The sequence below is a fragment of the Nonomuraea roseola genome, from assembly GCF_039535395.1.
GTDB lineage: Bacteria > Actinomycetota > Actinomycetes > Streptosporangiales > Streptosporangiaceae > Nonomuraea > Nonomuraea roseola.
This window is the reverse complement of the sequence record NZ_BAAAXC010000004.1, coordinates 252,317-279,304: the sequence shown is the minus strand read 5'-3', so window position 1 is coordinate 279,304 and position 26,988 is coordinate 252,317. Positions and strand designations below refer to the sequence as shown.

The window sequence follows — 26,988 nt, the reverse complement described above, 5'->3', positions numbered from 1 at the left end:
TGCTGGGGGGGGGGGTAGCGAAAGGGTGCAGCGACTCTAGTGCTGGGCGAATCTACATATGGTGCGGCGGGCTGAGGCTCGAGGAACGGTCGCGGGGAGGGGATAGAAGGAAGGAGTGGGGGTGAGGAGGGCGCGTCCGGTAGGGGGGGTGTTCGAGCTCGAGTGCGAGGTGTAGAAGACATATCGTGAAACCAAGCATGGGGGCCGGGTGATGCAGAGGCGGCTGCCAGATCCTCGAAACTGTGTGGGTGGCCGGGCGTGTGAGTCCGCGTGGCCGCTGGCCCGGCTGGGGCTCTATGTAAAACGAGTTGTTGAGTAAGGGACGGTGTGGCTCCGAGTGCGGGGTGGTGGAGCCGGAATCTTCGAAGCCGAGCAGCAAGGTTCATTGTGGGAGGTGGGATACAGAGTCTGTAGTGTAGGGGCCCCCAGCGGGACCAGCGGCGGCGGTGCCAGGTCCGGGAAGTCCTTCGTGAGCCGGCTGGACGATGGCATGGGCCGTACTCGGGGGGGACGTAGGGGGCCGTCGGCACTCTTGCATGACTCGGGGACTAATGGCCGGTCCCTCGCGCGGTAGAAAGGTCGTGACATGGGCAGCACGTCGACCGTAACTTGTCTCTGCGGACTACGGAGGAGCGGTTGCGGGCCACGCATCAGGCCGCCAGCAGCATGCCCGATCTCGCGGCTACCGTCCGTTTTGGCGACGGGCCTGACCCTCGTGTGTGACGGTCTTCGTGACGGCGGTCCCTGTGGAGCAAGGCGGCCGTCTCGTGGCCGGGGGAGCGGTCTGCCGCCGTCGGGAGCGGGGCCATGGGGAGGGGGGCGGGGTGGCGCGGGGGGCGCAGTGTCGACGATCGGTGGCCGACCGCCCGCAGGACCACGCGCACCGACCGAACGGTCGCGCAACATCGATTGGCCGATGGTGCCGGCGCGTGGCGACAGGGCCTGTTCAGCGGAGGTCCAGGGCCTCCTACGCCTGTGGGCGCTGAGGGGTCGGCCGGTCTGCTCGGTACGACGAGGGCTGCGCCGCGGTAGCGGGGTGGCCTCGGGGAGGAGGGGTTGCCGGTGCCCCAGCGACCTGTTAGAGTACGATGAACCGTCACGCTCCGTGTGTTGTGTGACCTGAGCAGGAGATCCGGGTGGGGTATGCACCGCGGTCGATGCCGCAGGATGCCGGGTAGCGACGATCACAAGTAGGTCGCTTCCAGGCGTGGGCCAAGTCTGAGGCTGGCCGTCGTCATCCGGTCGCTGTGAACGATCCTTAAGACGCCGCTCACGGGGGGGGAAGCGACAGTATGACGTGGGGCCGGCCTCCCACCTGCCGCTCGTTCCGGTCCGCGGGATGGGCTTAGAAGGACTGGGCCGGTTACCGGACGGGGTGACCTAGTGCGCGAATCCCGACTTGCCGTTACGCGGTGCTGGGTTCGATAGCTCGAGTGAAGTTGACCTGTTCGGCGCGGAGACTGGGAGCCAGCGGTCCGCGACCTAGCGTGAGACTCTTGGGGGGTCGCTCGTCCGTCATCACGGGGTGGACGGGGGGGGGATTGTGCGCCTAGGGCTGGGCGATGGACCGCCAGTACGCCAGCGCGGTCAACGAGCTTGGCGAGGTCAGCAAGGAGCGGTGACCTATAGCCGATGCCTCAGGACGACCGGGGTTCAGACGGTTGACCTTAACCGGTATAACCGTCTTTGACCAAGACATGGCTCCCACTGGAGTCACAGGGCGGTACAGTTAGACGAGTGAGGGCGGGCGCCGTCCGCTAGGTTTGGCCGCAGATGATCCTCGAGGCGTAGCAAGTGCGGCGCAACCGCGAGTCCCCCCATGCGTCCGCGCGGAGGCCGGATGAGGCGCGTCTCCCCCACCCATCCGCGTGCGACGCCCTCGTCCGAGCCCTTGCGCAGGTGGGTCCCTGGTGGTTCCGGAGCCATTCGGCGAACCGGACCAAGCCTGTGCGCGGCTGTTCTTACGGCTCGGCCTATTCTCTCTCGTCTCCTTGATTGGCGCAGGTGCTGCTTGGGTGTGACCCGAGCAGGGATCGGCCGTGCTCTGAGCCCCGAACGAGGTGCAGTTGGCGGACATGGGCCAAGGAGAGCGCCCTGTGGCCTGGTGACGGGGGCGGGCTCGCGGTCGTGGGTGGCGGAGTGAGCTGGCCAAGGCCGCCGGTCGCACGGCGCGGGACTGTGCAGGAAGGACGCGAGCAACGCACCGGCAGGATGGGCCGCAGGCATCCGTGGACGCTGAGGCAGGGCGCGCTGGGCGAGGTGGCGGCGCGGCGATGGGTGTGTCCGCTCTCCTATGCAAGCAGACCAAGCTTGCTCCGGCATGGCGCCGTACGGGCTGGTTGCCCTGGCTCATGCTCGCGCTCAGGACTGCCACGCAGGTCGGCGCTGAGTCGTGCGGGGCGTGCCCTACCGGCGGTGTGGCACTCGTCGGGACAGCGCGGCTGGTCTCCGGCTGGATCGGGGTCCCCCATTCGGTGTCGGGGGGGCCGTGGTGCTGGCCTCGTCGATGCGTGTCAAAACCGTCGTGTCGCCTTCCAGTACGACCAGTCGCGGGTTACGCATCTCCCTTGGTGGGCGCTCGCGGTGGTGGCTGGTGCTTAGGGTGACTGGTGGGGGTGAAGCGGGGAAGGGGGGGGGAGCACGGCTTTGCGTGTGATCTGACAGGACGCGAACGGATCGGCCATGCTGAGCGGAGAAGTGTGCGCCCGGCCGTTCGAACCCTGGGCAGGGTCTATGTGAGGGGAGGTCGAATGGCGGAGGGCCGACTTTCTATTCTTCGCGTGGAGGATTCCACTCGCTTGCCGGCTGATGATGGGCTGCTGGGCAACTGCATGATACAATCACAGGAACGCTTCTTATCCATGCTTTAGCTTACCTTCACGGAGTCAGTCGACGAGGTCGTGTGGACTACAGGCATGGCGTGGTTCCCGGCGGCGAGAAAGGCCAGCGACGGTGCTGCTGGTGCTGATCCTGCTCTACCGGGCACGGTGCGCGCGGTGGTAGCTGCTACCACGGTCGTGGCGGGGGGTGATCTCGCGGGACGCGGCTCGGCAGGCTCAGGCGTGCTGGTCACTACGGAATGGTCTCGTGGGGCTCGATCAGGGACGGCGGTTCGCGCTTGCGCTCAGGATTAGAGGGATAGCTGGCGTTCTGGCCAGGGTACAGGTGGTGACCGGTTTGTTCATCGGCCCGCCGCGCGTGTGTCCTCTGGCTCGAGGGCTTTTCGGCTGTCTATCTCTCGTGATCGGACAACGGCGCTGTGTTCACGCCAGGTGTCTGCCCCACGGCAGGCGCGACCGGCATGGCCAATGGACCTGGGCGTCATCAACGGAAGGCGGGTTCGTGCCAATCTCGGTGCGGCCCCAGGTGCTAGGCGTGCCCGGTGATCGCGGGGTCCGATCCGTCGCGCGGGCACTCGAAGGGTGCGCGGCTAACCTTGCCGTCCCTGAGATACCATGACTAGTCGGGGGGTTGGCGGCTGCTGGGGCGCGGGCGCTGGGTCGTGGTAAGGATCCATTGCTGGTTGTGCCCTTACAAGGCTCCCGTGCAAGGGCGCAGAGGGCGTAACGGGGGCACTAGCAGTGGTCGGGAGGCGGAGGTAGTCGTGGGGGGCGGAGGGGGCCGAAGCAGCGACCTGGAGGCGTGTCCGGATGAGGGGTCGCTCACGGGAGGCGTGCTCGTACGGCAGTGCCTGCGGTTGATGCGTTACGAGCCCGAGGAGCTGACGGTCGGCCCCGCCGCCATCATCTTCGGCCATGATCTGCGTGCGGGCGGTCGCCTCCGGCATCCCCCAGCGTTGCTGCGCGTGCCTGGTCATCTCTCCTCGACGCTCAGTCGAACGTAGGGTCACCGTAGCGGCGGCGCCGTGACGGTGAGCCGGGCGGCGATCTCGCTGCTGGGCCAGCGCCTCCGGCCCGTGATCAGGACATGGGTCGCGCTCTGTTCTTGGCCCACGGGCCCGTGACAGGGCATCAAGTGCGACGTCGGCGATGTCGCGCGTGTCGTTTCCGTGCGCCCTCCGTACGAGCAGTAGAGCGCCCGTCGGCGACCTCGCGCGCAGTCGCTGCATGAAAGCCCACGGGCTCCGAGGATGGCGTGGGGGCCCACCCCGACTTCCTGCGGTGCGCGTCGTGTGCCCGTGCGGAGCCGTGCAGGCCGCCGCTGAGCGGCGCGCCAGGGTGCGCCGAGCACCGACAACGCTCACACCTGGGAGACGCCCTCGGCGACGGTCGCGGTCGTGATGAGCCCCTTGTGGCGCTGGACGAAGCCGGGGCCACGGCGAGGTGTTCAGAAGAGCCTGTCGCCCATGGGGACGTGGACAGGGCCGCTCGAGTCGCCGACGGGCGTAGCGACCCCCACTCCTCGCGCCTGTCGGCGCTGGCGTACCAAAGCCAGTACCTCGGCGCCAGGACTCGGCGCAGCCGGGCCGACGCAGCGCGCGGCCTGTGATCATGACCCTGTCCGCGCCCCGTACAACGATCCATCTGATCCTCCAAAGTGGACGATGAATGCCGCTTCTGTGGGTAGACGGTACTCTAACCGGATAGATGGTCGTCCACTTAGGAGGAACGGGGTGGGCGCGTGAATGGGCCCGCCTGCGAACAGGGATCGGATCGTGGTGAGGCGTGCGACGGGCGTGTGGCCGGAGCGGGGGGATCTGACGCCCCGATGGAGGGCTTCATCGCCCCCCGCCGCGCCCGAGGTTCGGCGTCCGGCACCAGTCTACCGGGCGTGTCTGTTGTGCTCTCACGGGGGGCGGGGCGGATCGGCACAGCGCTCATCGCGGCCAGGGCCTGTGGTGCCAGTCGTCCACGAGATCGACGACGCTCTCATGCCGGGCGGAGGAGCAGGGGCAGTGGTACCGTGTGCCGCGGTGCGCTCGTTCGTGATGTGGAGCGCCGACCATGGGCGGCGGTGGTCGCGCTCGGCCGCGTGGCGCTGGCCCGACCTGCCCCCAGGAGCTCTTTCGAAAACCTCTTCGACGCCATGCCGGAGTTCCCAGGGTGAAGTCGGAGGCCCTGGTCGAGGCGCTCGACGCGCTCGTGGCCGTCGGCGGCAGGATATGGCGGTGCGACATGCCGGCCGACGTCGCGTGGCCGACGTGATTATGATGCTGCTGAGCCTGTTCACCTGCCACTCCGACCTGCCCCAGGAAGCGGGCGGCCCACTACCTGCTCTGTCATGCTCGGCGACATGGTGGAGTAAAGGCTCGACGGCGCGGGGGTCAACAGAGGTGCTCGGTCTGCTGCGCGGGGGAGGGGTGAGGGGCCCCGGGCCGCGAGGGGCCGGGCCCTGAGGTCACAGCGTGTCGAGGCGCATTCCCTGGACAGGCGCGCCGTTGCCGTGACGACGCGTAATGCTAGCGACTAGCGTCTCGTCGGCCGTGTGCCAGGCTGCAACCGTCTTCGGTGAGAAGATGCGATCGGACGGGTTGACCGCGGGGTGCGGACGCTCGGAGGTTCGCACGAAACCTACCTCTCTGCCGTGCCTCGGAGACGAAGACCATCGTGGGAGTCCCTGTCCACCTGTCGTGCCTAGCCGACGACGGCCAGCCGACAGGGCGCTCCTGCCCTATCATCGTCCGCGTCCTCGCCGGCCCTGACACCGCCGGGGCCAGCACACGGCCGCGTGAAGGGCGCGGGGGCCGCGCCAGACAGGCCGGTGTAGCCGCCATCGGCCTGCCGTTAGGTGTTGGGGCTGCCGACACAGCAGGCTGTGCCTACGCCGCGCACGTTGGTCAGCCGGATGGCGAACTGCCCAGCTCCAGAAGTCTCGCCAGCCGAGGTGGCGATCGTGCGCCGCTCGGTCACACCCAGTTGTCGTCGCTCGCCTATGCGTCGCACACTATTCCACCGTATGTCAGACCGCTCGACCCGAGCTTCCGCCACTGCAGTCTCCTCGTGGACCATGGAGCCTTGTTGTTTCGGCGCGTGCGTGCCACGTAGCCGTCCGCTCGGCGCGGGACGTAGCGTGCTCGCCGCCCCCGAAGTTCTGCCCGATACCACGAGGCCGTCATACCCCCCCTGGCATGCCCTTTGCCAGCGGTGTTCGTGCGGCGTGGTAGCCGGGTCACGATGCGTCGCCGTCCAAGCGGCCGCATCGGGTGGAAGTAGGGTTTGGGCGACTCCGAAGAGGCGCTATGTCGGGACCGGTAGGACGTAGCGCCATGACCTCAGTGACGGCCGTCGAAGGTCTTCGTGACCCATCGTCGGCTTATCGCTGTGTCCCTTCACAGCGAGAGTCCTTCCGTCAGGCCGGTGGTAGAAGGGGCTGTCGGGGGTCAGCTCGGCGCGCAGGACGGGAGCACGCGTGTCGCGCCGAGGCGTACAGGCCGTTCACCAGCTCCATGGGTCCTTGCGGGCCTCGACGCCGCTGCGGGGCGTGGGCCGCTCGCACCCGCTCGAAGGCGTCCGAGTCAGCGTCGTGCCGAGCTGGGCAGGCGTCGAGGGGCTCGGTAACGTGCCCTTGGGCGGGCTCCACGACCTGCGAGGTCGAGCTCCAGTCGGCGTTGGCTTAGGGCCGTACAGGTGCCGCACTCCACCGTCGCTGTGTCTAAGTCGTGAAGCGCATGTATCTCTGCTCGCGCGTGCGACAGGTACGCCTGTTGACCACGCTGGCCATTGCGCGCGTGGGAGAAGCGGACGCGATGCGCAATGGAGACGTTCCTCCGGTCTCCACTTCGCGGTCGAGCCGCCCCGCATCGCCCTTATCTCCTCCCCACTCGCCGCCGAGGATGGAGAGCATCATGTCGCATTCTGGTGGGATGCCGTGGCCCATCGTGGGTGCCGGGCCGCCCTCGCGGCCCGACGTGCCACGCCACGGCACCTCGTAGTATGCCGGCGGGGGCGTACAAAATGTGGGTCTCAGCACAAGCGCGACCAGGCGAGGGCGCCCGAGAACGCCTCGTCCATCAGTGAGCTGCAGGGTGGTGGTATCCCCCGCCCACGAAGCGGTGCTGGAAGACCACGGAGGAGTACGCCACCCGCGCTCCCTCCGCCTGCGCGATGGCGTCGAGACTCGGCCAGCGACAGGCACAGCGGCTTCTCGCACCACACCCAGCGCCCCCGCCTCCAGGCACTCGCACACACCTGGGGCGGGGGTGGTGCGTGAAGGGTCGGCGTGCAGATGTGGCGAGGTCGGGGCCGCTCCCTTTTCGAGACATTGTCGGTGAGGGAGAGTGTGTAGCGGGGGGCGGCAGAGGGTGGATGTGTGCGATGCTCGGCAATGCGAACGGCCTCGGGTGTGATGCCCTGCCTCGTCCACCGTCCACGGGCGCGACGATCGCGCCCTGCGTGGGACTCTCCGCGCAGGGGGCGGGACGTGACAGGCTCCGGCGATTCTCCTACCACTGAGCCGCCGAATTGGGCGACACGATCGCGTTTTCCTGGGGGATTCCCGTCCGTTAGGCAAGCGCTTTCCCGACCTAGGCCGGAGTGTCGAGGGATGTGTCAAGGCGCCCGGGGCCTGCAAGCGCCCGTAACCAGTGTCCCAGTAGAGCGCGGGCGGGGCGGTGCTCTCGCTGCGCACCACCAGCTCGGTGGCCGACTCCACCCGTCGCGCGGTCTCGGCTGCGCGGCCCCCCCGATCTGAGCACGCACCAGGTCCTGGTCCATCGCGGCCATCTCCTGCAGCGGCTGCCGTACACGTCTTGAGGAGGCGCCAGGCAGCGGGGCCTGCGGTGCCCGAGGACCTGTCTGTGTGGGCTTCGACGACCTGCGCTGTCGAGGTCGGCCTGGCCCCCTCTCACGACGGTACGGCAGCCGCTGCAGGAGATGGCCGCGCTGGCTACCAGGACGGTGGCTGTCGATGGGCGGGGGCGAAGCACCGCCCGAGACCCGGCGGGTGGAGCTGGCCACCGAGCTGGTGGTGCGCGAGAGCGGCGACGCCCCCCCCGCGCCTCTGACCTCTGGTTCCCGGGCGCTGCAGGCCCGGGGCCTTGAACATCCCCTCCCTCCGGCCTAGGGTCGGGAAAGCGCTTGCCCTACGGGAGGGATACCCCCAGAAATGATCCGTGGTCGCCATTGTCGGCAGTGGAGGAATCGCCGGAGCCTGTCACGGATCCCCGCCCTGCGCGACGGAGTCCCGCCAGGGCGCGGATCGTCGCCGCGTGGACCTGTGGACGAGACAGGGCCAAGGCGTTCGCGCCGAGCTACGTGACATCCGCCGGCCGCCTACACCTCCCTCACCGACATGCTCGACAAGGAGCGGCCCGACCTCGTCCACATCTGCACGCCACCCTTCACGCACACCGCCCAGGTGGTGGAGTGCCTGGAGGCGGGGGCGTGGGTGTGGTGCGAGAAGCCGCTGTGCCTGTCGCTGGCCGAGTTCGACGCCATCGCCGCGGCGGAGGGAGCGGCGGGGCCGTACTCCTCCGTGGTCTTCCAGCACCGCTTCGGGTCGGGCGCCCACCACCTGCGCTCACTGATGGCCGAGGGCGTTCTCGGGCGCCCGCTGGTCGCGCTGTGGCGAGACCACCTGGTACCGCGCCCGCCGGCCTACTACGAGGTGCCGTGGCGTGGCACGTGGGCCAGCGAGGGCGGCGGCCCCACGATGGGCCACGGCATCCACCAGATGGACATGATGCTCTCCATCCTCGGCGAGTGGGAGGAGATAAGGGCGATGGCGGGGCGGCTCGACCGCGACGTGGAGACCGAGGACGTCTCCATGGCCATGGTCCGCTTCTCCAGCGGCGCAATGGCCAGCGTGGTCAACAGCGTGCTGTCGCCGCGCGAGCAGAGCTACCTGCGCTTCGACTTCGCACAGGCGACGGTGGAGCTGCGGCACCTGTACGGCTACGCCAACGCCGACTGGAGCTCGACCTCGCAGGCGTGGAGCCCGCCCCAGGACGTGCCGAGCTCGCACGCCGCCCAGCTCGGCGAGCTGCTCGACGCCTTCGAGCGGGGCGAGCGCCCCACCGGTCAGCGGCGTCGAGGCCCGCAGGACCATGGAGCTGGTGACGCGGCCTGTACGCCTCGGCGCTGACCGGTGCTCCCGTCCTGCGCGCCGAGCTGACCCCCGACAGCCCCTTCTACCACCGGCTGAACGGAGGACTCTCGCTGTGAAGGACACAGGAAGCGAGCTGGTCGAGACCTTCGACGGCGTCGAGGTCATGCGCTACGTCTACCGTCCCGACATGCCGCTCTTCGAGTCGCCCAAACCGTACTTCCACCCGCTGCGCACGCTGGACGGCGACGTCGTGACCGGCTACCGGCCGCACGACCACCGCTGGCACAAGGGCCTGCAGATGACGGCCTCGTGGCTATCGGGGCAGAACTTCTGGGGCGGCGGCAGCTACGTCCGCGCCGAGGGCGGCTACGTGGAGCTGCCGAACAACGGCTCCATGCGTCACGAGGAGTGGCTGGAGCTCGGCGTCGAGCGGCTGACATGGTGGACGCAGGCGGGCGAGCACTGGGTGGACGAGCGGCGCACGATCGCCACCTCGGCGGGCGAGGACTTCTGGACGCTGGAGTTCGCCACCGAGCTGACCAACGTGCGCGGCGAGGACCTGCTGTTCGGCAGCCCGACCACCAACGGCAGGCCGATGGCCGGCTACACCGGCCTGTTCTGGCGCGGCCCCCGCGCCTTCACCGGCGGCCAGGTGCTGGCCTCCGGCGGTCAGGGCGGCGAGGAGATGATGGGCAGGACCGCCTCGTGGCTGGCCTTCGTCGGCAGGCACGACGAGGTGGACAGGGACTCCACGCTGGTCTTCGTCTCCGAGCCCGGCCAGAGGTGGTTCGTGCGCTCCGAGCCGTTCGCCGCGGTCAACCCGTCGATCGCCTTCTCCGAAGAGGTGCGCCTGGCGGCCGACGAGACGCTGTCGCTCAGCTACCGCGTCGTCATCGGCAACGGCGCGTGGTCCAGGGAGCGCCTCGACACGCTGTGACCTCAGGGCCCGGCCCCTCGCGGCCGGGCCCCCTCACCCCTCCCCCGCGCAGTCGAGCCTCTTCCCCGCGCCGTCGAGCCTCTTCTCCATGCCGTCGAGCATGACGAGCAGGTAGTGGGCCGCCCGCTCCTGGGGCAGGTCGGCGTGGCAGGTGAACAGGCTCAGCAGTCTCATCACGTCGGCCACGCCGACGTCGGCCCGCATGTCGCCCCGCTCCTGCGCCGCGGCCACGAGCGCGTCGAGCCGCTCGACCAGGCCCGACTTCACCCTGGTGAACTCCGGCATGGCGTCGAAGAGCTCCTGGGGCAGGTCGGCCAGCGCCGCGGCCAGCGCGCCGCGCCCCTGGTCGGCGCTCCACATCACGAACGAGCGCACCGCGGCCCACGGCCCTGGCCCCTGCTCCTCCGCCCTGGTGAGCGCGTCGTCGATCTCGTGGACGTACTGGCCGGCCATGGCCGCGATGAGCGCGTGCCGATCGGGAAAGCGCCGGTAGACGGTGCCGACGCCGACCTCGGCGCGGCGGGCGATGAGCTCCATCGGGGCGTCGATCCCCCGCTCGGCCACCACGGCCCGCGCCGCCTCCACGATCCGATCCCTGTTGCGGCGGGCATCAGCGCGCACCCGTTCCTCCTAAGTGGACGACCATCTTCCGGTTAGAGTACCGTCACCACAGAAGCGGAATCCCATCGTCCACTTTCGGAGGATCAGATGATCGTTGTGACGGGCGCGACAGGGTCGATCGGCCGCGCGCTGGTGGCCCGGCTGCGCGAGTCTGGCGCCGAGGTCCTGGCTTTGGTACGCCGCGCCGAACAGGGCGAGGAGCTGGGGGTCGACTACGCCGTCGGCGACTTCGAGCGGCCCTCGTCCGTCCCCATGGGCGACAGGCTCTTCCTGAACACCTCGCCGTGGCCCGGCTTCGTCCAGCGCCACAAGGAGGTCATCGACCGCGCCGTCGCCGAGGGCGTCTCCCAGGTGGTGAGCGTGTCGGTGCTCGGCGCCACCCCTGGCGCGCCGCTCAGCGGCGGCCTGCACGGCGAGGTCGACGCGCACCTCAGGAAGTCGGGGCTGGCCCACGCCATCCTCGAGCCCGTGGGCTTCATGCAGAGCCTGCCGCGCGAGGTCGCCGACGGGCGCTTCTACGGCTCGTACGGCAAGGGCCGCACCGGCTACATCGACACGCGCGACATCGCCGACGTCGCCTTCGCCCTGCTCACCGGGCCCGTGGGCGAGAGCGCGACCCATGTCCTGACCGGGCCGGAGGCGCTGGCCCAGCAGGAGATCGCCGCCCGGCTCACCGCGGCGCTCGGCCGTACGGTGACCTACGTCGACCTGAGCGTCGAGGAGATGACCAGGCACGCGCAGCAACGCTGGGGGATGCCGGAGGCGACCGCCCGCGAGCTGGCCGAGATGATGGCGGCGGTGCCCGACAGCTCCTGGTCGAAGATCACCGGCACGGTCGAGGACCTCACGGGACACGCTCCCAGGTCGCTGGCCGACTACCTCGCCGACCACGCGGCCGACTTCGCGCGGTGAGCCGTCAGGGCACACCGCGGATCTTCCACACCAGCGCCGCGCCCAGCAGCGCCAGACCCCCCGCTGTCAGGTACAGGACGGGGTAGCCGCCGAGGCCCGCGACGATCGGCCCCGCGATCACCGGGCCGAGCACCTGGGGCCCCGAGTTGGCGACGTTGATGACGCCCAGGTCCTTGGCCCTGCCGGTCGCGGTGGGCAGCACCTGGGTGACCAGCGCGTTGTCGACCGAGAGATAGACGCCGAAGCCGAGCCCGAGGACCACGGCGGCGGCCATGACCACCGGCCACTGCGGCCAGAACGCCAGCATGAGCGCAGGGACCGCGCTGATCAGCCCCGAGACGGTGACCAGCAGCCTGCGCCTGCCGAGCCGGTCGGAGACCACCCCCGCCACGACCGTGGTGAGCACCACGGCGCCCGTGTAGAGCAGGATCAGCACCAGCAGCCCGTCGCTGGCCTTCTCGCCGGGGAACAGCCTCTCGTAGCCGACCTCGTCGGTGAGGAAGTACAGCAGGTAGAGCGTGGAGATCGCGTTGCCCAGCATCATCAGGAAGCGAGTGATCCACGCCCAGAAGAAGTCGGCCGACCTCACCCACAGCTGCCCAGGGTCGAACGGCGGGCGCTCGCTCAGCCTGGGATCCTTGGTCGTCAGCACGAAGGGCAGCACCAGCACCGCCACCACCGCGCCGACCAGGAGGTAGCCGGACCTGGTCGTGGAGGCGACGACGGTGACCAGCACGACGGCCAGCACCACGCCGACCGACTGGGGGACCCCGATCCAGCCGGAGACCTCGCCGCGCTGCCCGACGGGCACGCGGTCGGGCACGCCCGCGCTCAGCGCCGCCTGCGTGGCGTTGAGCGCGGCCTGCGCCAGGCACCAGCCGACGGCGATGCCGAGCAAGCTGGTCTGGAAGGAGAGGAACACCATCGCCGCGCCGCCGCCCAGCGCGCCCGCCAGCGTCCACGGATGCCTGCGGCCCCACCTGCCGGTGGTGCGGTCCGACAGCGCGCCGGCGACCGGGTTGGCCAGCATCGCCACGAGCGCGCCCGCCCCCGTCACCCAGGCCAGGGCGCTCTCCTTGCCGTCGGGGGCGAGCACGGCGATCTGCTCGGGCAGCAGCACCTGCAAGGGGGCGAAGTAGCCGACGAACAGGGCCAGGTTGGCGGTCGCGATGCCCGCGACCCACCAGGGACCCACCCTGCGCACGGGCTCGGCGAGGGCGTCGCCGGAGATGGGTGGGGAGACGCTGCTCATCCGGCCTCCGCGCGGGACGATGGGGGGACTCGCGGTGCGCCGCATGCTACGCCCTGAGGATCATCTGGGCCACACCTGTGAGCACGGCGGGTGGTGACCAGTGGGACCATGTCTTGGTCAAAGCGGTTCTACGGAAGGTCATGATCGGTGAGGCGGCTAGTCACGGTCCTGCTGCTCGCGTGTGCCGCGCTGGGTCTGGCGGTCACGCCCGCCCAGGCGCACAACGTGCTGACCGGGAGCGACCCCAAGGAGGGGGCGCGGCTCCAGACCGCGCCCGAACAGGTCACCCTCGAGTTCGACCAGCCGGTACGGCAGGGCTTCGCGCAGGTCACCGTGACGGGGCCGGACGGCGGCAGGTGGGAGGCGGCCAAGGCGTCGGTGAGCGGCGTCAAGGTCGTCACGAGGCTGAGGCCGCTCGGCCCCGCGGGCGACTACGTGATCGGCTACCGGATCCTGTCGGCCGACGGGCACCCCGTCTCGGGCAAGGTGACGTTCGCGCTCACGGTCGCGGGCACCGGCACCGCCTCCTCCGAGGCCCCCGCGGCGCAGCCGTCCGCGCAGACCGGCGACCTCAGCGCCCAGGCGTCGGAGGCGGCCGCGAACGGCGGCGCCGGCATGGCCATCGTGTGGGTGGTCGGCGCGCTGGTCCTGCTGGGCGGCGGCACGATCGTCGCACTGCGCCGCGCCAACCCCGCCCCCTCCCCCGGCCCCGCTCCCGAGGCGGCAGACCGCTCCCCCGGCCACGAGACGGCCGCCTTGCCTCACAGGGACGCCGCCGAATGACCGTCACCGAGGTCAGGCCCGTCGCAAGGACGGGCGCGCGGATGCTGGGCGGCCTGATCCTGGCCGCCGTCGTGTCCGTGGTCGTGGCCAGTACGCTCACCGCGGAGGAGGCCGTCCCCGGCATCCCGATGCCAGGCCCCCTCGTCGAGTACGGCCTGCCGATCGTCAGGGTCCTGCTCGACCTGGCCGCCGCCGCGGTGGTGGGCCTCAGCCTGCTCCCCAAGCTGCTGGGCTTCGACGACCCCGGCTCCACCGAGCCCGTCATGAGCAGGGCCAGGGCCCACGCGGTCACCGCGGCGTGGATCTGGGCGATCACCGCCCTGGTCACGATCGTCTTCTACACCGCCGAGCTGAACCCGGGCGCGGTCCCGAGCCTCGGCATGATCGCCACCTACGTCGGCACCGTGGGCGCGGGCCAGGGCCTGCTGTTCAGCACCGCCTGCGCGCTGGCCTACGCCGGCATCGGGCTGCTGGCCGTCAGGTTCGGCGAGAAGGTGCCCGCCGAGCTGCGGATCGTGATCGCGCTGTTCGGCCTGCTGCCCGTGCCCGTGACGGGGCACGCGGTCGACTCCGTGTGGCACGACCCGATCATGATCTCGATGGAGCTGCACGTGATGGGCGCGGCCGTCTGGACCGGCGGGCTGCTGGCGGTGGCGGCCATGGTCGCGCCCCGCGGCGACCTGCTGGCCCTCACGCTGCCGAAGTTCTCCAAGGTCGCCACCATCTCGCTGGCCCTGGTCTCGCTGTCGGGCCTGGTCAGCGGCCTTTCCACGATGGCGCTCACCACCGGCGTCGAGTTGCCCGGTGATCTGGTCGCCTCCGAGTACGGCCTGCTCGTGCTGGCCAAGGTGGCGCTGGTGGCCCTGCTGATCCCGCTCGCCGCGAACATCAGGTGGCGGCTCATGCCGGGCATCGCCGCCCGACGCAAGAGCTCCATCGCGGCCTGGGCGGCGATGGAGCTCGTCGTGATGGGACTGGCCTACGGCGTGGCGGTCGCGCTGACCCGCGCCCCGATCGGCTGATCGGCGGCGCGCAGCCCGAACCTGGTCACGAACCACTCCATGACCAGCCAGGCGATGGCCAGCCCCGAGGCGGCCCACACCGCCGAGGAGGGGGCCAAGGGCGGCGCGGCCAGCAGCGCGTGCTGGGCGACCAGCGAGCCGTACACGGCGATGGTCGCCAGCGCGGAGCCGAGCACGGCCCGCAGGTAAGGGAGCCTGACCAGGAAGGCCACGTCCACCGCGACGGCCGCGATGACCAGGAAGAACGGCACCGCGGACTCGGGGAAGCCGGTGACGCTGAGCAGCGGCCAGATGGCGGCGCGGTAGGCGACCAGCACGGTGGCCACCAGGGTCGCGGTGCCGAACCTGCCGACCATCATGCGCGCCACCGCCAGCACGATCAGCCCCGCGACGGTGAAGTAGACCGGGTAGAGGAAGTCGGGCACCGGCAGCGAGAAGGCGACCATCATGTCACGGTCCACAGCGCGCCCCATCTGGTCGGCGGCGAACTGCATGAGGATCGGCTCGGCCTCGGGCGCTCCCCTGTCCCACGCGGCGATGGCGAAGACGCCGTACTCCTGGTGCTGGGCGGGGAAGAGGATGTTCTCCAGGAAGTAGACGAACAGCGCGCCGAGCACGAGCTTGCCGCCCGAGCCCTGGTACCAGCCGCGGATCACACCCGCGATCATGAAGAAGGTGCCCAGGTAGAGCATGATGTGCGACGGGCTCCATGAGGTGATGTCGAGCCCGTTGACGCGGTGGTTGATCAGGTCGAGCGGCACCGCGACCAGGAAGACGCCGGTGCCCCACTGGATCAGCCGCAGCGCGGTTTTGTCCACGCCGTAACCGGTGTAGCCGTGGATGATGGTCAGCGCCAGCACGATGGCCGTGCCCGCCGAGTTGAGCAGGTGCGGAGGGGCCAGGTCGTCACGCAGCCACTTGAAGTGCCAGGAGACGTCCCATGAGGAGCCCAGCACCTTCAGGGCGAAAGCCAGCAGCCACCCGTAGTAAAGGATCTTGAAAAGTTCGGGTGGTGTCTCGCGGCCGGCCTGCCCGCGGGTCCAGTAGGGCAGGGCCCACTCGACAGCTGCTCGTATTCTCACGCCAGCACATCATGCCTGGCCTTTACCTTCTCCGCAATCAGGCATGATTTCCCCATGCGCGCAGCCATCCTCGACGACGCCGAGGCCATCGAGGGCGTCAGGATCGCCACGTGGAGGTTCGCCTACAGGGGCGTGATCGACGACGACCACCTCGACGGGCTGGCGGTCACCGAGCCCAACGTCGCCCTGCGGCGCCGGGCGCTCACCTCGGGCCGCACCCGCGCGATCGTGGCCGAGTCCGGCGGCGAGGTGGTCGGGTTCAGCATGCCGGGACGGCGGGACAGGGGCGCCGCCTGTCCCGCCGTCTCCTGATCTCAGACGAGCGCCCTGCGCTTCAGCGCGGTGAGCCCCGCGGCCGAGCAGGCGATCGTGATCACGGTCATGACCAGGAGGGGGCCCGCGCCGAACTCCTCGCCGGACAGCACCATCGGCAGGTTGGGGAAGGGCACGACGTACTTGGCGATCCAGTAGTCGATGCCCATGATCGGCCCGAGCACCTCGCCGAAGAGGTTGACGAACAGGAAGGCCGCCCAGCTGATCCCGGCCGCCGCCCTGGGCAGCAGGCCGAAGACCAGCACGCCGACCCCCGCGAGCACCCAGACCGCGGGGATCTGCACGAGCGTCCCGCCCAGCACGCCGAGCGGGTCACCGGCGGCCAGCCCCAGCGTCAGTCCCGCGACCGTCAGGATGAGGGCGCTGCCCGCGAGAGCGAGGAACAGGTGGCCGCCCGCCCACCGCATGCGGCTGACCGGCGTGGCGAGCAGCAGCTCGGCGCGGCCCTCGAGTTCCTCCTTGCGCAGCCGCAGCAGGGCCAGCAGGGGATAGAGGGCGGCGACGTAGCCGAGGCTGAGGGCGATCAGCCACAGGTAGGCGTCGGTCATCGACGCCTCGGGCGAGGCGGTGTAGCGGTGCAGGAACTCCTGGACCGAGGCGCCCTGCCTGGACACCTCGGGGATGGACCGCGCGAGAGCGCCCAGGACCAGCCCGGCCACGGCGTAGCCGACGCTCCAGCCGGCCAGCAGTCCCCTGTGCAGGCGCCAGGCGAGGGACAGGGGGCTGCGCAGCCGTACCGATCCCGCCGGGCCTGGGCGCTGGGGGATGAGGCCGTGCCCGAGGTCGCGGCGACCGGCCAGCAGGTAGGCGAGGGCGGCGGTCAGCGCGGCTAGCGCCAGGGCGGGCAGCAGCGCCGCCCAGTTGTCGTCACCGTAGGGCCTGACCAGGTGGCTCCAGCCCTGGGGTGACAGCCACTTGAGCCAGGTCAGGCCGCTGCCGTCGGCGGTGAAGCGCACCAGGTAGCTGACGCCGAGGACGAGGGCGGCCAGGCCGGTCGCCGCGCGGGCGCTCTCGGTGAGCTGCGCGGCCAGCGCGCCGACGCCGGTGAAGACCAGCCCGACCGCGGTGATCGCGGCGCCGAAGCTCAGCGACCCCGTGACGTCGAAGCCCGTGGAGATCATGGCGAGCGCGCAGATCAGCCCGGTCGCCACCATCGCGCAGGCGGTGAAGGCCAGGGCGGCGGTCAACGGCGCGAAGCGGCCGATGACGCCCGCGCCGACCAGCTCGGCGCGGCCGGACTCCTCCTCGCCGCGGGTGTGGCGGACGATGGTGAGGATCGCGATCAGGGCCAGGACGGTGTAGATGGCGTCGGCGTTCTTCCAGACCGCCATCCCCGCGACCGTGGGCGAGTGGACCTCGCCCGCGAAGGCGGTCAGCGCCCTGTTGGCCGCCATCTCGCGGGCGAAGTCGGCGATCGAGCGCGCGGTGGGGAAGCTCTGCGCGTAGCGGCCTGCCTGCCCGGCCGCGAGTACGGCCAGCAGCGCCATCCAGAAGGGAGCGATCAGCCGCTCACGGCGGATGACCAGGGTGGCCAGCCTCCAGGTCCCTGTCGTCATCGGGCGCTCTTCTCGGATTCGTAGTGACGCATGAACAGGTCCTCGAGGGAGGGCGGCTGGCTGGTCAGGGCGACGATCCCGGTCTCGGACAGGCGGCGCACGGCCTTGTCGAGGTCGTGGTCGGCGACCTGGAAGGTGACGCGCCGTCCTTCGGTGACCAGGCCGCCCGCCCACGGCAGCTCAGGAACGGGCCCCGCGAGCTCGGCGGTGATCCGCGTCATGGTGAGGTGGCGCAGCTCGTCCAGCGTGCCGGACTCCACGGTGCGGCCCGCGCGGATGATGCTCACCCTGTCGCACAGGGACTCGACCTCCGACAGGATGTGGCTGGACAGCAGCACGGTCCTGCCTCGCTGCTTCTCCTCCACCACGCACTGCTGGAAGACCGACTCCATCAGCGGGTCGAGCCCGGAGGTCGGCTCGTCGAGGATGAGCAGTTCGGCGTCGGAGGCGAACGCGGCCACCAGGGCGACCTTCTGCCTGTTGCCCTTGGAGTAGGTCTTGGCCTTCTTGCGCGGGTCCAGCTCGAAGCGCTCCAGCAACTCCTCACGGCGGGACGGGTCGAGCCCTCCGCGCAACCTGCCGAGCAGGTCGATCACCTCGCCGCCGGTCAGCGCCGGCCACAGGTTCACGTCTCCCGGCACGTAGGCCAGCCGCCTGTGCAGCTCGGTGGCCTGCCTCCACGGGTCGCCGCCGAGCAGCGTGACCCGTCCCGAGGTGGCTCGCATCAGGCCCAACAGGATGCGGATGGTCGTGGACTTCCCCGCGCCGTTCGGGCCGAGAAAGCCGTGCACCTCGCCGGTCTGCACGGTCAGGTCCAGTCCGTCGAGCGCGTGCGCCCTGCCGAAGCTCTTGCGGAGCGCCTGTACGGAGATGGCGGTGTTCATATCGCTCCTCGAGGGATGTGCTTGCGGCTCAGAACGCTAGAGAGCAGGCGTGGCCGGGGGTATCGGGCATGTGCCCAATGCCGGGGAGCCGAGCTCGGCCGTCGGGTGCGCACCTGGAAGGGACGCCCGGCCCGACCCTGGATCGGCGTATCGGGCGTGCGCCGGATAGGTTGCGACGCATGCTTCACGGGCGGGACAAGGAGTGCGAGCGCGTCGGCCGGTTGATCGAGGGTGCGAGAGAGGGCCGCAGCGCCGCCCTCGTGATCCGCGCCGAGCCGGGCACAGGGAAGTCCGCCCTGCTCGACCACGCCGCCGGGCAGCGCCAGGGCCTGCGGGTGCTGCGAGCCGGCGGCATCGAGACCGAGTGCGAGCTGCCCTTCGCCACCCTCCACCAGCTCCTGCGCCCCCTGCTCGGCGGGCTCGACACGCTGCCCGAGCCACAGGCGGACGCGCTGCGCGGCGCGCTCGGGCTGGCCAGGTCAGAGGGCAGGGACCGCTTTCTCATCGGCCTGGCCACCCTGACCCTGCTGGCCGAGCACGCGCCGCTGCTGTGCCTGGTGGACGACGCGCACTGGGTCGACAGGGCCTCGCTGGAGGCGCTGCTGTTCGCAGCCAGGCGGCTCGACGCGGAGGGCGTCGTGCTGATCTTCGCGACCAGGGCGATGGAGCGCGACGTCCTCGCCGCCGCGGGGCTGCCCCAGCTCCCTCTGGCGGACCTGGACCGCCAGGCCGCTCTCAGCGTGCTGCTCGAGCACGCTCCCGGCCTTCGCGACCACGTGCGCGACCGGATCGTCGAGGAGTCGGGCGGCAACCCTCTAGCGCTGATCGAGCTGCCTGGAATGGATCAGGACTCCCTGCCCGCGGGGCCACTGCCGCTGCCGCACCGGCTCCAGGAGGCCTATCAGGAGCGGATCACCGCGCTCCCTCCCGACACCCGCACCCTCCTGCTCGCCATGGCGGCGGAGGATCTGGCCGCGGCGCTGCGGGCCACCGGGCTCTCCCTCGCCGCGCTGGCCCCCGCCGAACAGGCCGGGCTGGTCGAGGACGGCGCCTTCAGGCACCCTCTCATACGCGCCGCCGCCTACCAGGGTGCCTCCTTCGCCGAACGCGTCGCCGTCCACCGCGCCCTGGCGCGGGACACCGGCGCGCACCGCAGGGCGTGGCACCTGGCCGCGGCGGCCACAGGACCCGACGAGGAGATCGCGGCCGCCCTCGAGCGGACGGCCGCGCAGGCGGGCCAGGTGTCGGGGTACTCCGAGGCCGCGGCCGCCCTCGAACACGCCGCCAGGCTCACCCCCGCCACACCCGACAGGGTCCGCAGGCTCACCGCGGCCGCCACGCTCACGGCCGACTCGGGGCAGAGCGACAGGGCCGCGGTGCTGATCGACCAGGCCCGCCGGCTCGGCGGCGCCTCGGCCGAGCTGGCACGGCTGCGCGCCCGCGTCGAGTTCGAACACGGCTCCCCCGAGGCGGCGTGGCGGCTGCTCCTCGACGCAGGGCCCGAGCTCCTGGTCGAGGCGGCCAGGGTCGCCTGGTCGGTCGGCGACAGCGCCGGGCTGCTCGCCGTCAGGGAGCGGCTGGACCCCGGGCCGGCGGCCATGGTCACCGGCGTGGTCGAGCTGCTGTCCGGCGACCCCGGCACCGGCCTCGACCTGATCAGGCGGCACGCGGGCCTGGCGCCGCCCCGCGGGGGCGCGGACGGACTGCAGATCAGCGCCACGGCCCTCGACCTGCTCTCGGGGGATCTCGTCTCGGCTCGGGACAGCCTGCTGAGGCTCGCCGCCGACCTGCGCTCCCGCGGCGCGATCGGCTGGCTGCCCGGGGTCCTGACCGTGCTGGCCGAGACCGAGCTGCTGCTCGGGCGGACCAGGGACACGACCGCGACGGAGGCGTTGCGCATCGCGCAGGACACCGGGCAGCTGCGGCACGCCGCCCACGCCCGCGGCCTGCTCGCCTTCGCCGCCGCGCTCAGGGGCGAGGACCTCGCGGAGGCCGGCTCGGGCACCGGTGACGCGGGCAGGGGCGGGGACAGCGACGACTCGGACAGGGACGGCTCCGGCGGGGACGACTCCGGCGGGGAAGGAGACTGGGCGGGGCGGGCGCAGGCGATGCTCGACCTCGGCAGGGGGCGCTTCGAGGCGGCGCTCGACCGCCTGGATCTTCTCGCCCACCGTCCGCACGCGGTGTACTTCGTCCCCGACCAGGTCGAGGCCGCCGTCAGGTCGGGCCGTCCGCACCTCGCGCCCGTGGCGCGATTCGAGAGCTGGGCGCGGGCCTCGGGCCGGCCGTGGGCTCGGGCCGTACGGCATCGCTGCCTCGCCCTGCTGGCCGACGAGCCCGAGGAGCACTTCGAGCAGGCGGTGGCCTGCTCAGACCTGCCCTTCCAGCAGGCCAGGAGCAGGCTCCTGTACGGGGAGTGGCTGCGCAGGTCCAGGCGGAAGAGCCAGGCCAGGACCCAGCTGCGGGCGGCGCTCGAGACCTTCGAGCAGGCGGGTGCGGCGGCGTGGGCCGCGCACGCCCGCGCCGAGCTGCGAGCCGCGGGCGAGGCCGCCGCGCCCCCTGCCGACGACCTGATGGCCGCGCTCACGCCGCAGGAGCTCCAGATCGTCAGGCTGGCCGCGACGGGCGCCACGAACAAGGAGATCGGCGCGCAGCTGTTCCTCAGCCCCAAGACGGTCGGCCATCACCTCTACCGGGCCTTTCCCAAGCTCGGCGTCTCCAACAGGACCGAGCTGGCCCGCCTGAGCCTGTTCGCCTAGACCCGCTGCTCAGGCGAGGCCGTCTCAGCTGCTTCTCAGGACTGCTCAGTACGCTCGGCGCATGAAGAGAGCAGCCGCGCTGGTCGCGGCGCTGGCCGTACTCGCGGCGGTGGTCTGGCTGGTGTGGCCTTCCACCCCCGAGGTCAGGGGCCAGGAGCAGCGGATCGCCGTCATCGACGGTCCAGAGAACGACCAGCGGGTCGAGCTCGACACGACGTACTTCGCGCCCGAGGGCGGCGGCAGGGCACCAGCCGTGCTGCTGGCCCACGGGTTCGGCGGCAGCAAGCAGAGCGTGAGGGCCCAGGCCGTACGGCTGGCCGGGCAGGGTTACGCGGTGCTGACCTGGTCGGCGCGCGGCTTCGGCCGCTCGACAGGGCAGATCGCGCTCAACTCGCCCGACTACGAGGTCAAGGACGTCAAGCAGCTGATCGACTGGCTGGCCAAGCGGCCAGAGGTCCAGCTCGACGCGCAGGGCGACCCCCGCGTCGGCATCGCGGGCGGCTCCTACGGCGGCGCGATCGCGCTCATGACCGCCGCCCACGACCCCAGGGTCGACGCGATCGTCCCGATGATCACCTGGAACGACCTGTCGCAGGCGCTGTTCCCCAACGGCGTGTTCAAGAAGATGTGGGCGGGCCTGTTCTTCAGCAGGGGCGGCCCCAGCGTGGAGACGCAGGGGCTCGGCGCGCTCACCGCGGCGCCGCGGCCGCTGTCGGCGGAGGAGGCCAGGTGCGGCAGGTTCCTGCCCGCCGTGTGCGAGATGTACCAGCAGGCCGCCGCCACGGGCGAGGCGACGCCCGAGGCGATCGCGCTGCTGCGTGAGTCAAGCCCCGCCGCCGTGGCGGCGCGGATCAAGGCACCCACCCTGCTCGTCCAGGGACAGCGCGACTCGCTGTTCACCCTCGCCCAGGCCGACGCCAACGCCAAGGCCATCTCCTCGGCCGGCACTCCCGTCGAGGTGGTCTGGTTCGACGGCGGGCACGACGGCGGCAACGGCGAGGTCGACTGGCTCGACGAGCTCACCCTCGGCTGGTTCGACCGCCACCTGCGCGAGAACGCCGTCACCGAGGCCGCCGACCGCTTCGTCATCACCAGGGACGGCGGCCGCGACCCGGGCACCAGGCAGCGCATCCGCCTGCACCCTGGCGCCGACCGCTATCCCGGCCTGAACGGCACCTCGACCGCACAGGTCCAGCTGGCCGGCCCCGACCAGAACGTCGTCAACCCGCCGGGCGGCAGTCCCGCCTCGATCTCGGCGGTGCCGGGGATGGGCGGGCTGCTCGGCGGCGCCCAGGGCAACCTCAGTCTCTCCCTGGACATGCAGGGCCAGAGCGCGCTCTTCGAGTCGGCGCCGCTGGCGGCCCCGCTGCAGCTCACGGGGGCGCCCACCGTCACGGTCAGGGTGCGAGGAGAGGGCGAGGTGACACTCTTCGCCAAGCTCTACGACGTGGCCGACGCCGCCACCCCGCCGACGCTGCCCGCAGGGCTGGTCGCGCCGGTGCGGATCACGATCCCCGAGGGCAGGGGCAGCGCGGAGGCGACGATCACGCTGCCCGCCGTCGACCACCGCTTCGCGGCGGGCCACAAGGTACGGCTGGCGCTGACGACGACCGACATGGGATACGCCACGCCCGCTGAGCCCGCGAGCTACGTGGTGGGCCTGGCCTCGCCCGTGCTGGCGGTGCCGACGGTGGCCGCCCTCGAGGCCGCCCCGACCGGGCCCGTGTGGTGGACGTGGGCGCTGCCGCTCGCCGCCGTCGCGGTCGCCGCGCTCCTGCTGGTTACCGGCCGCCGCCGTCCCGCGGGCAGGGGCACGGCCCACTCCTCCGGCGCCGTCGGCGCAGACGCGTCCGTGACCGCCCTCGGCGGGGACCCGCGCGTGGACGCCGAGGTGCCACTGGAGATCAGCGGGCTGACCAAGGCGTACCGCAACGGCGACAAGGCCGTGGACGACCTCTCCTTCCGCGTGGAGAAGGGCCAGGTGCTGGGGCTGCTCGGGCCGAACGGCGCGGGCAAGACCACCACGATGCGGATGATGATGGGCCTCATCCACCCCGACAGCGGCGAGATCCGGATCTTCGGCGACAAGGTGACCCCCGGGGCGCCCGTCCTTTCCAGGCTCGGCTCGTTCGTCGAGGGGCCTGGCTTCCTGCCGCACCTGTCGGGGCGCGACAACCTCACGCTGTACTGGCAGGCCACCGGGCGCCCCGCGGCCGACGCGCACATGGAGGAGGCGCTGGAGATCGCCGGGCTCGGCGCCGCGCTGGAGCGGGCGGTGCGCACCTACTCCCAGGGCATGCGCCAGCGCCTGGCCATCGCCCAGGCCATGCTCGGCCTGCCCGACCTGCTCGTCCTCGACGAGCCGACCAACGGGCTCGACCCGCCCCAGATCAGGGAGATGCGCGAGGTGCTCAAGCGCTACGCGCGCGACGGCCGTACGGTGATCGTCTCCAGCCACATGCTGGCGGAGGTCGAGCAGACCTGCAGCCACGTGGTGGTCATGACCCGAGGCCGCCTGCTGAGCACGGGCCCGGTGTCCGACCTGCTGGCCACCGCCCGCCACAACGGCCACGGCCCGCGCCTCGAGGACGTGTTCCTGGACCTGATCGGAGACAAGTCATGAGCACCGCGGCCGCGGGGTACGACGCGCGCAGGACGCTGCCGCTCCGCGTGGAGATCGTCAGGCAGTTCAAGCGGCGGCGCACGCTGGTCATGTTCGGCCTGCTGCTCGCGCTGCCGTGGATCCTGGTGATCGCCTTCCAGTTCGGCCCGCAGAACCCGAACCAGCAGAACGCCCTGCGGCTGTCGGACCTGGCCACGCAGAGCGGCCTCAACTTCGCCGCGTTCGCGCTGTCGGTGTCGGCCAGCTTCCTGCTGGTGGTGGCGGTGGCGCTGTTCTGCGGCGACACCGTGGCCAGCGAGGCCAACTGGTCGTCGCTGCGCTACCTGCTGGCCGCGCCGGTGCCGCGCGACAGGCTGCTACGGCAGAAGCTGATCGTCGCGCTCGGCTACTCGGCGGCGGCGGTGATCTGCCTGCCGCTGATGGCGCTGCTGGCGGGGACGCTGGTGTTCGGCTGGAACGACATCCAGGTGCCGGGGACGGGCGAGACGATCCCGGCCTTCGACGTGCTGCCGCGCTTCGGCATCGTCATCGGCTACGCGCTGGTCAGCCAGCTCGTCGTGGCCTCGGTGGCCTTCCTGCTGTCGACCGTCACCGACTCGCCGCTCGGCGCGGTGGGAGGGGCGGTCGGGCTGGTGATCATCAGCAGCATCCTGCAGGCCGTGGAGGCGCTCGGGACGCTCAGGGAGTTCCTGCCGACGTTCTGGAACACCGCCTGGCTGGACGCGCTGGCGCCGGTGCTCGACTGGGGCGGGATGACCAAGGGCGCGGCGGTGTCGGTGACCTACGCGGTGCTGCTGTTCGCGCTGGCCTTCCGCCGGTTCAGGAGCAAGGACGTGGTCAGCTGACTCACCAGTGCGGGGGCTTGTTCTCCAGGTAGAAAGCGTCGGAATCGTCCTCCTGGCGCTCTCCCCAGCCGAGGTCGGTGTCGTCGGCGGTCTGCTCAGGTAGAAATTCGCTCACGGCAACAATGCTATCCGGAGGGAGAAACACCACCCTCACACATGTGCGGCACAAGGGACAGTCAAGGCTTGTCGAGGTACAGTGGAGCGCGCGTGAGAAGGTGTCCGGCTACCCCCCGTGAGGCTGCCCATGGCCACCCCGACAGGTTGGCGTCGAGAAGGCAATTTGCCGGCGGAGCTCACGAGCTTCGTCGGCCGGACGAGGCTGCTCGCCAACCTCAAACGCCACTTGTCCGACGAGAACACCAATTTGGTGACCGTGACGGGCATCGGTGGCGTCGGCAAGTCGCGAACGGTTCTGCGCCTGGCGCACCAGGTGCGCGGGCAGTTCGAGGACGGCGTCTGGTTCGCCGACCTGGCCAGGCTGCAGGACGCGGGCATGGTCAAGAACACCATCGCCTCGGCCCTCGGCGTGGCCGACCAGTCGGCCCGCGGTGAGTCCGAGTCGCTGTCGGAGTGGGTCGCCAACCGCAACATGCTGCTCATCCTCGACACCTGCGAGCACCTCATCGAGGGCTGCGCCGAGCTGATCGACGAGCTGCTGCAGGCCAACCCCAACCTGAAGGTGCTGGCCACCAGCCGCCAGTCGCTGCACCTGCCGTACGAGCACGTGGTGCCGGTGCCTCCGCTGGCCGTGCCCGGCGACGACCCGCACGAGAACATGTTCACCAACGAGTCGGTGCAGCTGTTCGCGGCCAGGTCGGGGGCGGTCGTGCCCGACTTCGTGCTCGACGAGCACAACATCGGCTCGGTGGCCGAGCTGTGCCGCAGGCTCGACGGCATCCCGCTGGCGATCGAGCTGGCCGCGGTGCGGCTGCGCGCCCTGTCGGTCGAGCAGATCCTGGGTCTGCTGACCGACCGCTTCAGCCTGCTCGCCGGCGCGAGCCGTACGGCGCTGCCGCGCCACCAGACGCTGCGCGCGGCCATCGGGTGGAGCCACGAGCTGTGCGAGCCCGCCGAGCGGCTGCTGTGGGCGCGCCTGTCGGTCTTCGCCGGCGACTTCGAGCTCGACGCGGCCAGGTTCGTCTGCTCCGACGACCGGCTGCCCGCCGAGGACATCACCGACCTGGTCACCGGCCTGGTGGAGAAGTCGATCCTGCTCATCAGGAGCGACCACGCGGGCGTGCGTTACAAGCTGATCGACACGCTGGCCGAGTACGGCGAGGAGTGGCTGGAGAAGCTGGGCGAGTCGCAGCGCCTGCGCCACAAGCACCTGGCCTACTACCTGAGCCTGGCCCGCCGCAGTGAGGACGCCTGGTCGGGGCCGCGCCAGATCTACTGGTTCGTTCGCATGCGCCAGGAGCACGACAACGTCAGGCTCGCTCTCGAGCACGCGCTGCGCACGCCGGGCGAGAGCCGGATGGCCCTCGAGCTGCTGTCGTCGCTGTGGTTCATGTGGATCTGCTGCGGCTTCGTCCGCGAGGGCCGCGTCTACCTCGAGCGCGCGCTGCGCGCCAACCCCGAGCCCAGCAAGGAGCGCTGCAAGGCGCTGTGGGTGCTGTCCTACGTGCGCAGCGCCCAGGGCGACAGCGGGGGCGCGCTGGAGGCGGCCGAGAAGTGCAGCAGCGAGGCGGTGCTGGTCGGCGACTCCCGCGCGGTCATCCTCGCCTCCAAGATGCAGGGCACGGCCGCGCTGCTCCAGGGCGACCTGCAGAAGGCCAGCGCGCTGCTGGGCATGGCGATCGAGTTCAACACCGGCAACAAGGAGCTCGACCCCGGCCTGCTGCCCGCCATCGTCGAGCTGTCGATCGTGCTCACCACCCAGGGCGAGCTGTACGAGGCCGAGTCGTTGCTCGTCGACGTCCTGCAGGTGTGCAAGGAGCGCGGCGAGCTGTGGGTCAGCTCCTACGCCTACTGGGCGCTGTCGATGCCGCTGCTGGCCAGCAACAGGCTGGACAGGGCGCTGGAGAGCGCCCAGGAGGGCCTGCGGATCAAGCGCCACTTCCACGACACCGTGGGCAGCATGATGGTGCTCGAGACGATGGCGCGCATCATGGTGGGGCTCAACCAGCCCGACAGGGCGGCAAGGGTGCTGGGTGCGCTGCACCAGAACTGGCGGGCGGCGGGGCTGCCGATGTTGGGAGCTCCCTTCTTGACCAGTGAGCACGAAAGGGCAGTCAAGGAGTGCCAGAAGACTCTCGGTGAGGAGGCCTACCGTCGAGCCTTCGACGCGGGCACCAAGCTGGACCTCGACGAGGCGACGAACCTCGCGCTGGACGACCTCGACGCGGGACCGGCTCCTGTGTGATCATTTCCTCTATGTCCGAAATACCCCTCCGTTTAGCCTCTTATCTCGCTGACGGATTTGGCGCCTTTATG

General features: G+C 70.9%; 15 protein-coding genes. 10 read left to right on the top strand and 5 right to left on the bottom strand.

Going from position 1 to position 26,988, the window contains the following annotated elements:
- Nucleotides 1-8,190: 8,190 nt before the first annotated feature.
- Both ABFX55_RS02000 and ABFX55_RS01995 read left to right on the top strand, forming a co-directional pair.
- Entirely contained in the window at nt 8,191-8,982 is a 792-nt protein-coding gene (locus ABFX55_RS02000) for a Gfo/Idh/MocA family protein (RefSeq protein WP_346117006.1), read from the top strand.
- Between the two features lie 76 nt (nt 8,983-9,058).
- Nucleotides 9,059-9,883: a DUF6807 domain-containing protein gene (locus ABFX55_RS01995; RefSeq protein WP_346117004.1), complete on the top strand. Its 825-nt coding sequence runs from the start codon at nt 9,059-9,061 to the stop codon at nt 9,881-9,883.
- Nucleotides 9,884-9,916: 33 nt separating this feature from the next.
- Here the strand turns inward: ABFX55_RS01995 and ABFX55_RS01990 are convergent, their stop codons facing one another.
- Nucleotides 9,917-10,504: a TetR/AcrR family transcriptional regulator gene (locus ABFX55_RS01990; RefSeq protein ID WP_346117003.1), complete on the bottom strand. Its 588-nt coding sequence runs from the start codon at nt 10,502-10,504 to the stop codon at nt 9,917-9,919.
- Nucleotides 10,505-10,591: 87 nt separating this feature from the next.
- Between ABFX55_RS01990 and ABFX55_RS01985 the strand changes: the two genes are divergently transcribed.
- On the top strand, nt 10,592-11,416 hold the full coding sequence (locus tag ABFX55_RS01985) for an NAD(P)H-binding protein (protein ID WP_346117001.1): 825 nt from the start codon (nt 10,592-10,594) through the stop codon (nt 11,414-11,416).
- A 4-nt stretch (nt 11,417-11,420) separates the two neighbouring features.
- Here the strand turns inward: ABFX55_RS01985 and ABFX55_RS01980 are convergent, their stop codons facing one another.
- Nucleotides 11,421-12,668: an MFS transporter gene (locus ABFX55_RS01980; RefSeq protein WP_346116999.1), complete on the bottom strand. Its 1,248-nt coding sequence runs from the start codon at nt 12,666-12,668 to the stop codon at nt 11,421-11,423.
- Nucleotides 12,669-12,815: 147 nt separating this feature from the next.
- On the opposite strand from ABFX55_RS01980, the gene ABFX55_RS01975 reads away from it, so the two are divergent.
- Together ABFX55_RS01975 and ABFX55_RS01970 are read left to right on the top strand one after the other, a co-directional pair.
- Nucleotides 12,816-13,451: a copper resistance CopC family protein gene (locus ABFX55_RS01975; RefSeq protein WP_346116997.1), complete on the top strand. Its 636-nt coding sequence runs from the start codon at nt 12,816-12,818 to the stop codon at nt 13,449-13,451.
- Entirely contained in the window at nt 13,448-14,473 is a 1,026-nt protein-coding gene (locus ABFX55_RS01970; protein WP_346116995.1) for a copper resistance D family protein, read from the top strand. The genes ABFX55_RS01975 and ABFX55_RS01970 overlap by 4 nt, the downstream gene beginning before the upstream one ends.
- On the opposite strand, the gene ABFX55_RS01965 is transcribed toward ABFX55_RS01970, so the two are convergent.
- Nucleotides 14,431-15,555, bottom strand: coding sequence for a hypothetical protein (locus ABFX55_RS01965; protein WP_346116993.1), 1,125 nt, complete (start codon nt 15,553-15,555; stop codon nt 14,431-14,433). The genes ABFX55_RS01970 and ABFX55_RS01965 overlap by 43 nt on opposite strands.
- Nucleotides 15,556-15,609: 54 nt before the next feature.
- Here ABFX55_RS01965 and ABFX55_RS01960 point away from each other — a divergent pair, with 54 nt between their 5' ends.
- On the top strand, nt 15,610-15,867 hold the full coding sequence (locus ABFX55_RS01960) for a hypothetical protein (RefSeq protein WP_346116991.1): 258 nt from the start codon (nt 15,610-15,612) through the stop codon (nt 15,865-15,867).
- 2 nt (nt 15,868-15,869) lie between these two features.
- Here ABFX55_RS01960 and ABFX55_RS01955 read toward each other — a convergent pair whose 3' ends face one another.
- Together ABFX55_RS01955 and ABFX55_RS01950 are read right to left on the bottom strand one after the other, a co-directional pair.
- Nucleotides 15,870-17,444, bottom strand: a complete 1,575-nt coding sequence (locus ABFX55_RS01955; RefSeq protein ID WP_346116989.1) for an ABC transporter permease — start codon at nt 17,442-17,444, stop codon at nt 15,870-15,872.
- Complete coding sequence (locus tag ABFX55_RS01950) at nt 17,441-18,328, bottom strand: ABC transporter ATP-binding protein (RefSeq protein WP_346116987.1); 888 nt, start codon at nt 18,326-18,328, stop codon at nt 17,441-17,443. The genes ABFX55_RS01955 and ABFX55_RS01950 overlap by 4 nt, the downstream gene beginning before the upstream one ends.
- Nucleotides 18,329-18,507: 179 nt before the next feature.
- On the opposite strand from ABFX55_RS01950, the gene ABFX55_RS01945 reads away from it, so the two are divergent.
- The 4 genes from ABFX55_RS01945 (at nt 18,508) to ABFX55_RS01930 (ending at nt 26,917) form a co-directional block, all read left to right on the top strand.
- Entirely contained in the window at nt 18,508-21,087 is a 2,580-nt protein-coding gene (locus ABFX55_RS01945; protein ID WP_346116985.1) for a helix-turn-helix transcriptional regulator, read from the top strand.
- Nucleotides 21,088-21,148: 61 nt separating this feature from the next.
- The gene (locus tag ABFX55_RS01940; protein ID WP_346116983.1) at nt 21,149-23,710 is read left to right on the top strand and encodes a CocE/NonD family hydrolase; all 2,562 of its coding nucleotides are present in this window, start codon (nt 21,149-21,151) and stop codon (nt 23,708-23,710) included.
- Complete coding sequence (locus ABFX55_RS01935) at nt 23,707-24,555, top strand: ABC transporter permease (protein ID WP_346116981.1); 849 nt, start codon at nt 23,707-23,709, stop codon at nt 24,553-24,555. The genes ABFX55_RS01940 and ABFX55_RS01935 overlap by 4 nt, the downstream gene beginning before the upstream one ends.
- A 280-nt stretch (nt 24,556-24,835) precedes the next feature.
- Nucleotides 24,836-26,917, top strand: coding sequence for an ATP-binding protein (locus ABFX55_RS01930; protein WP_346116980.1), 2,082 nt, complete (start codon nt 24,836-24,838; stop codon nt 26,915-26,917).
- The last annotated feature ends 71 nt before the right edge of the window (nt 26,918-26,988 follow it).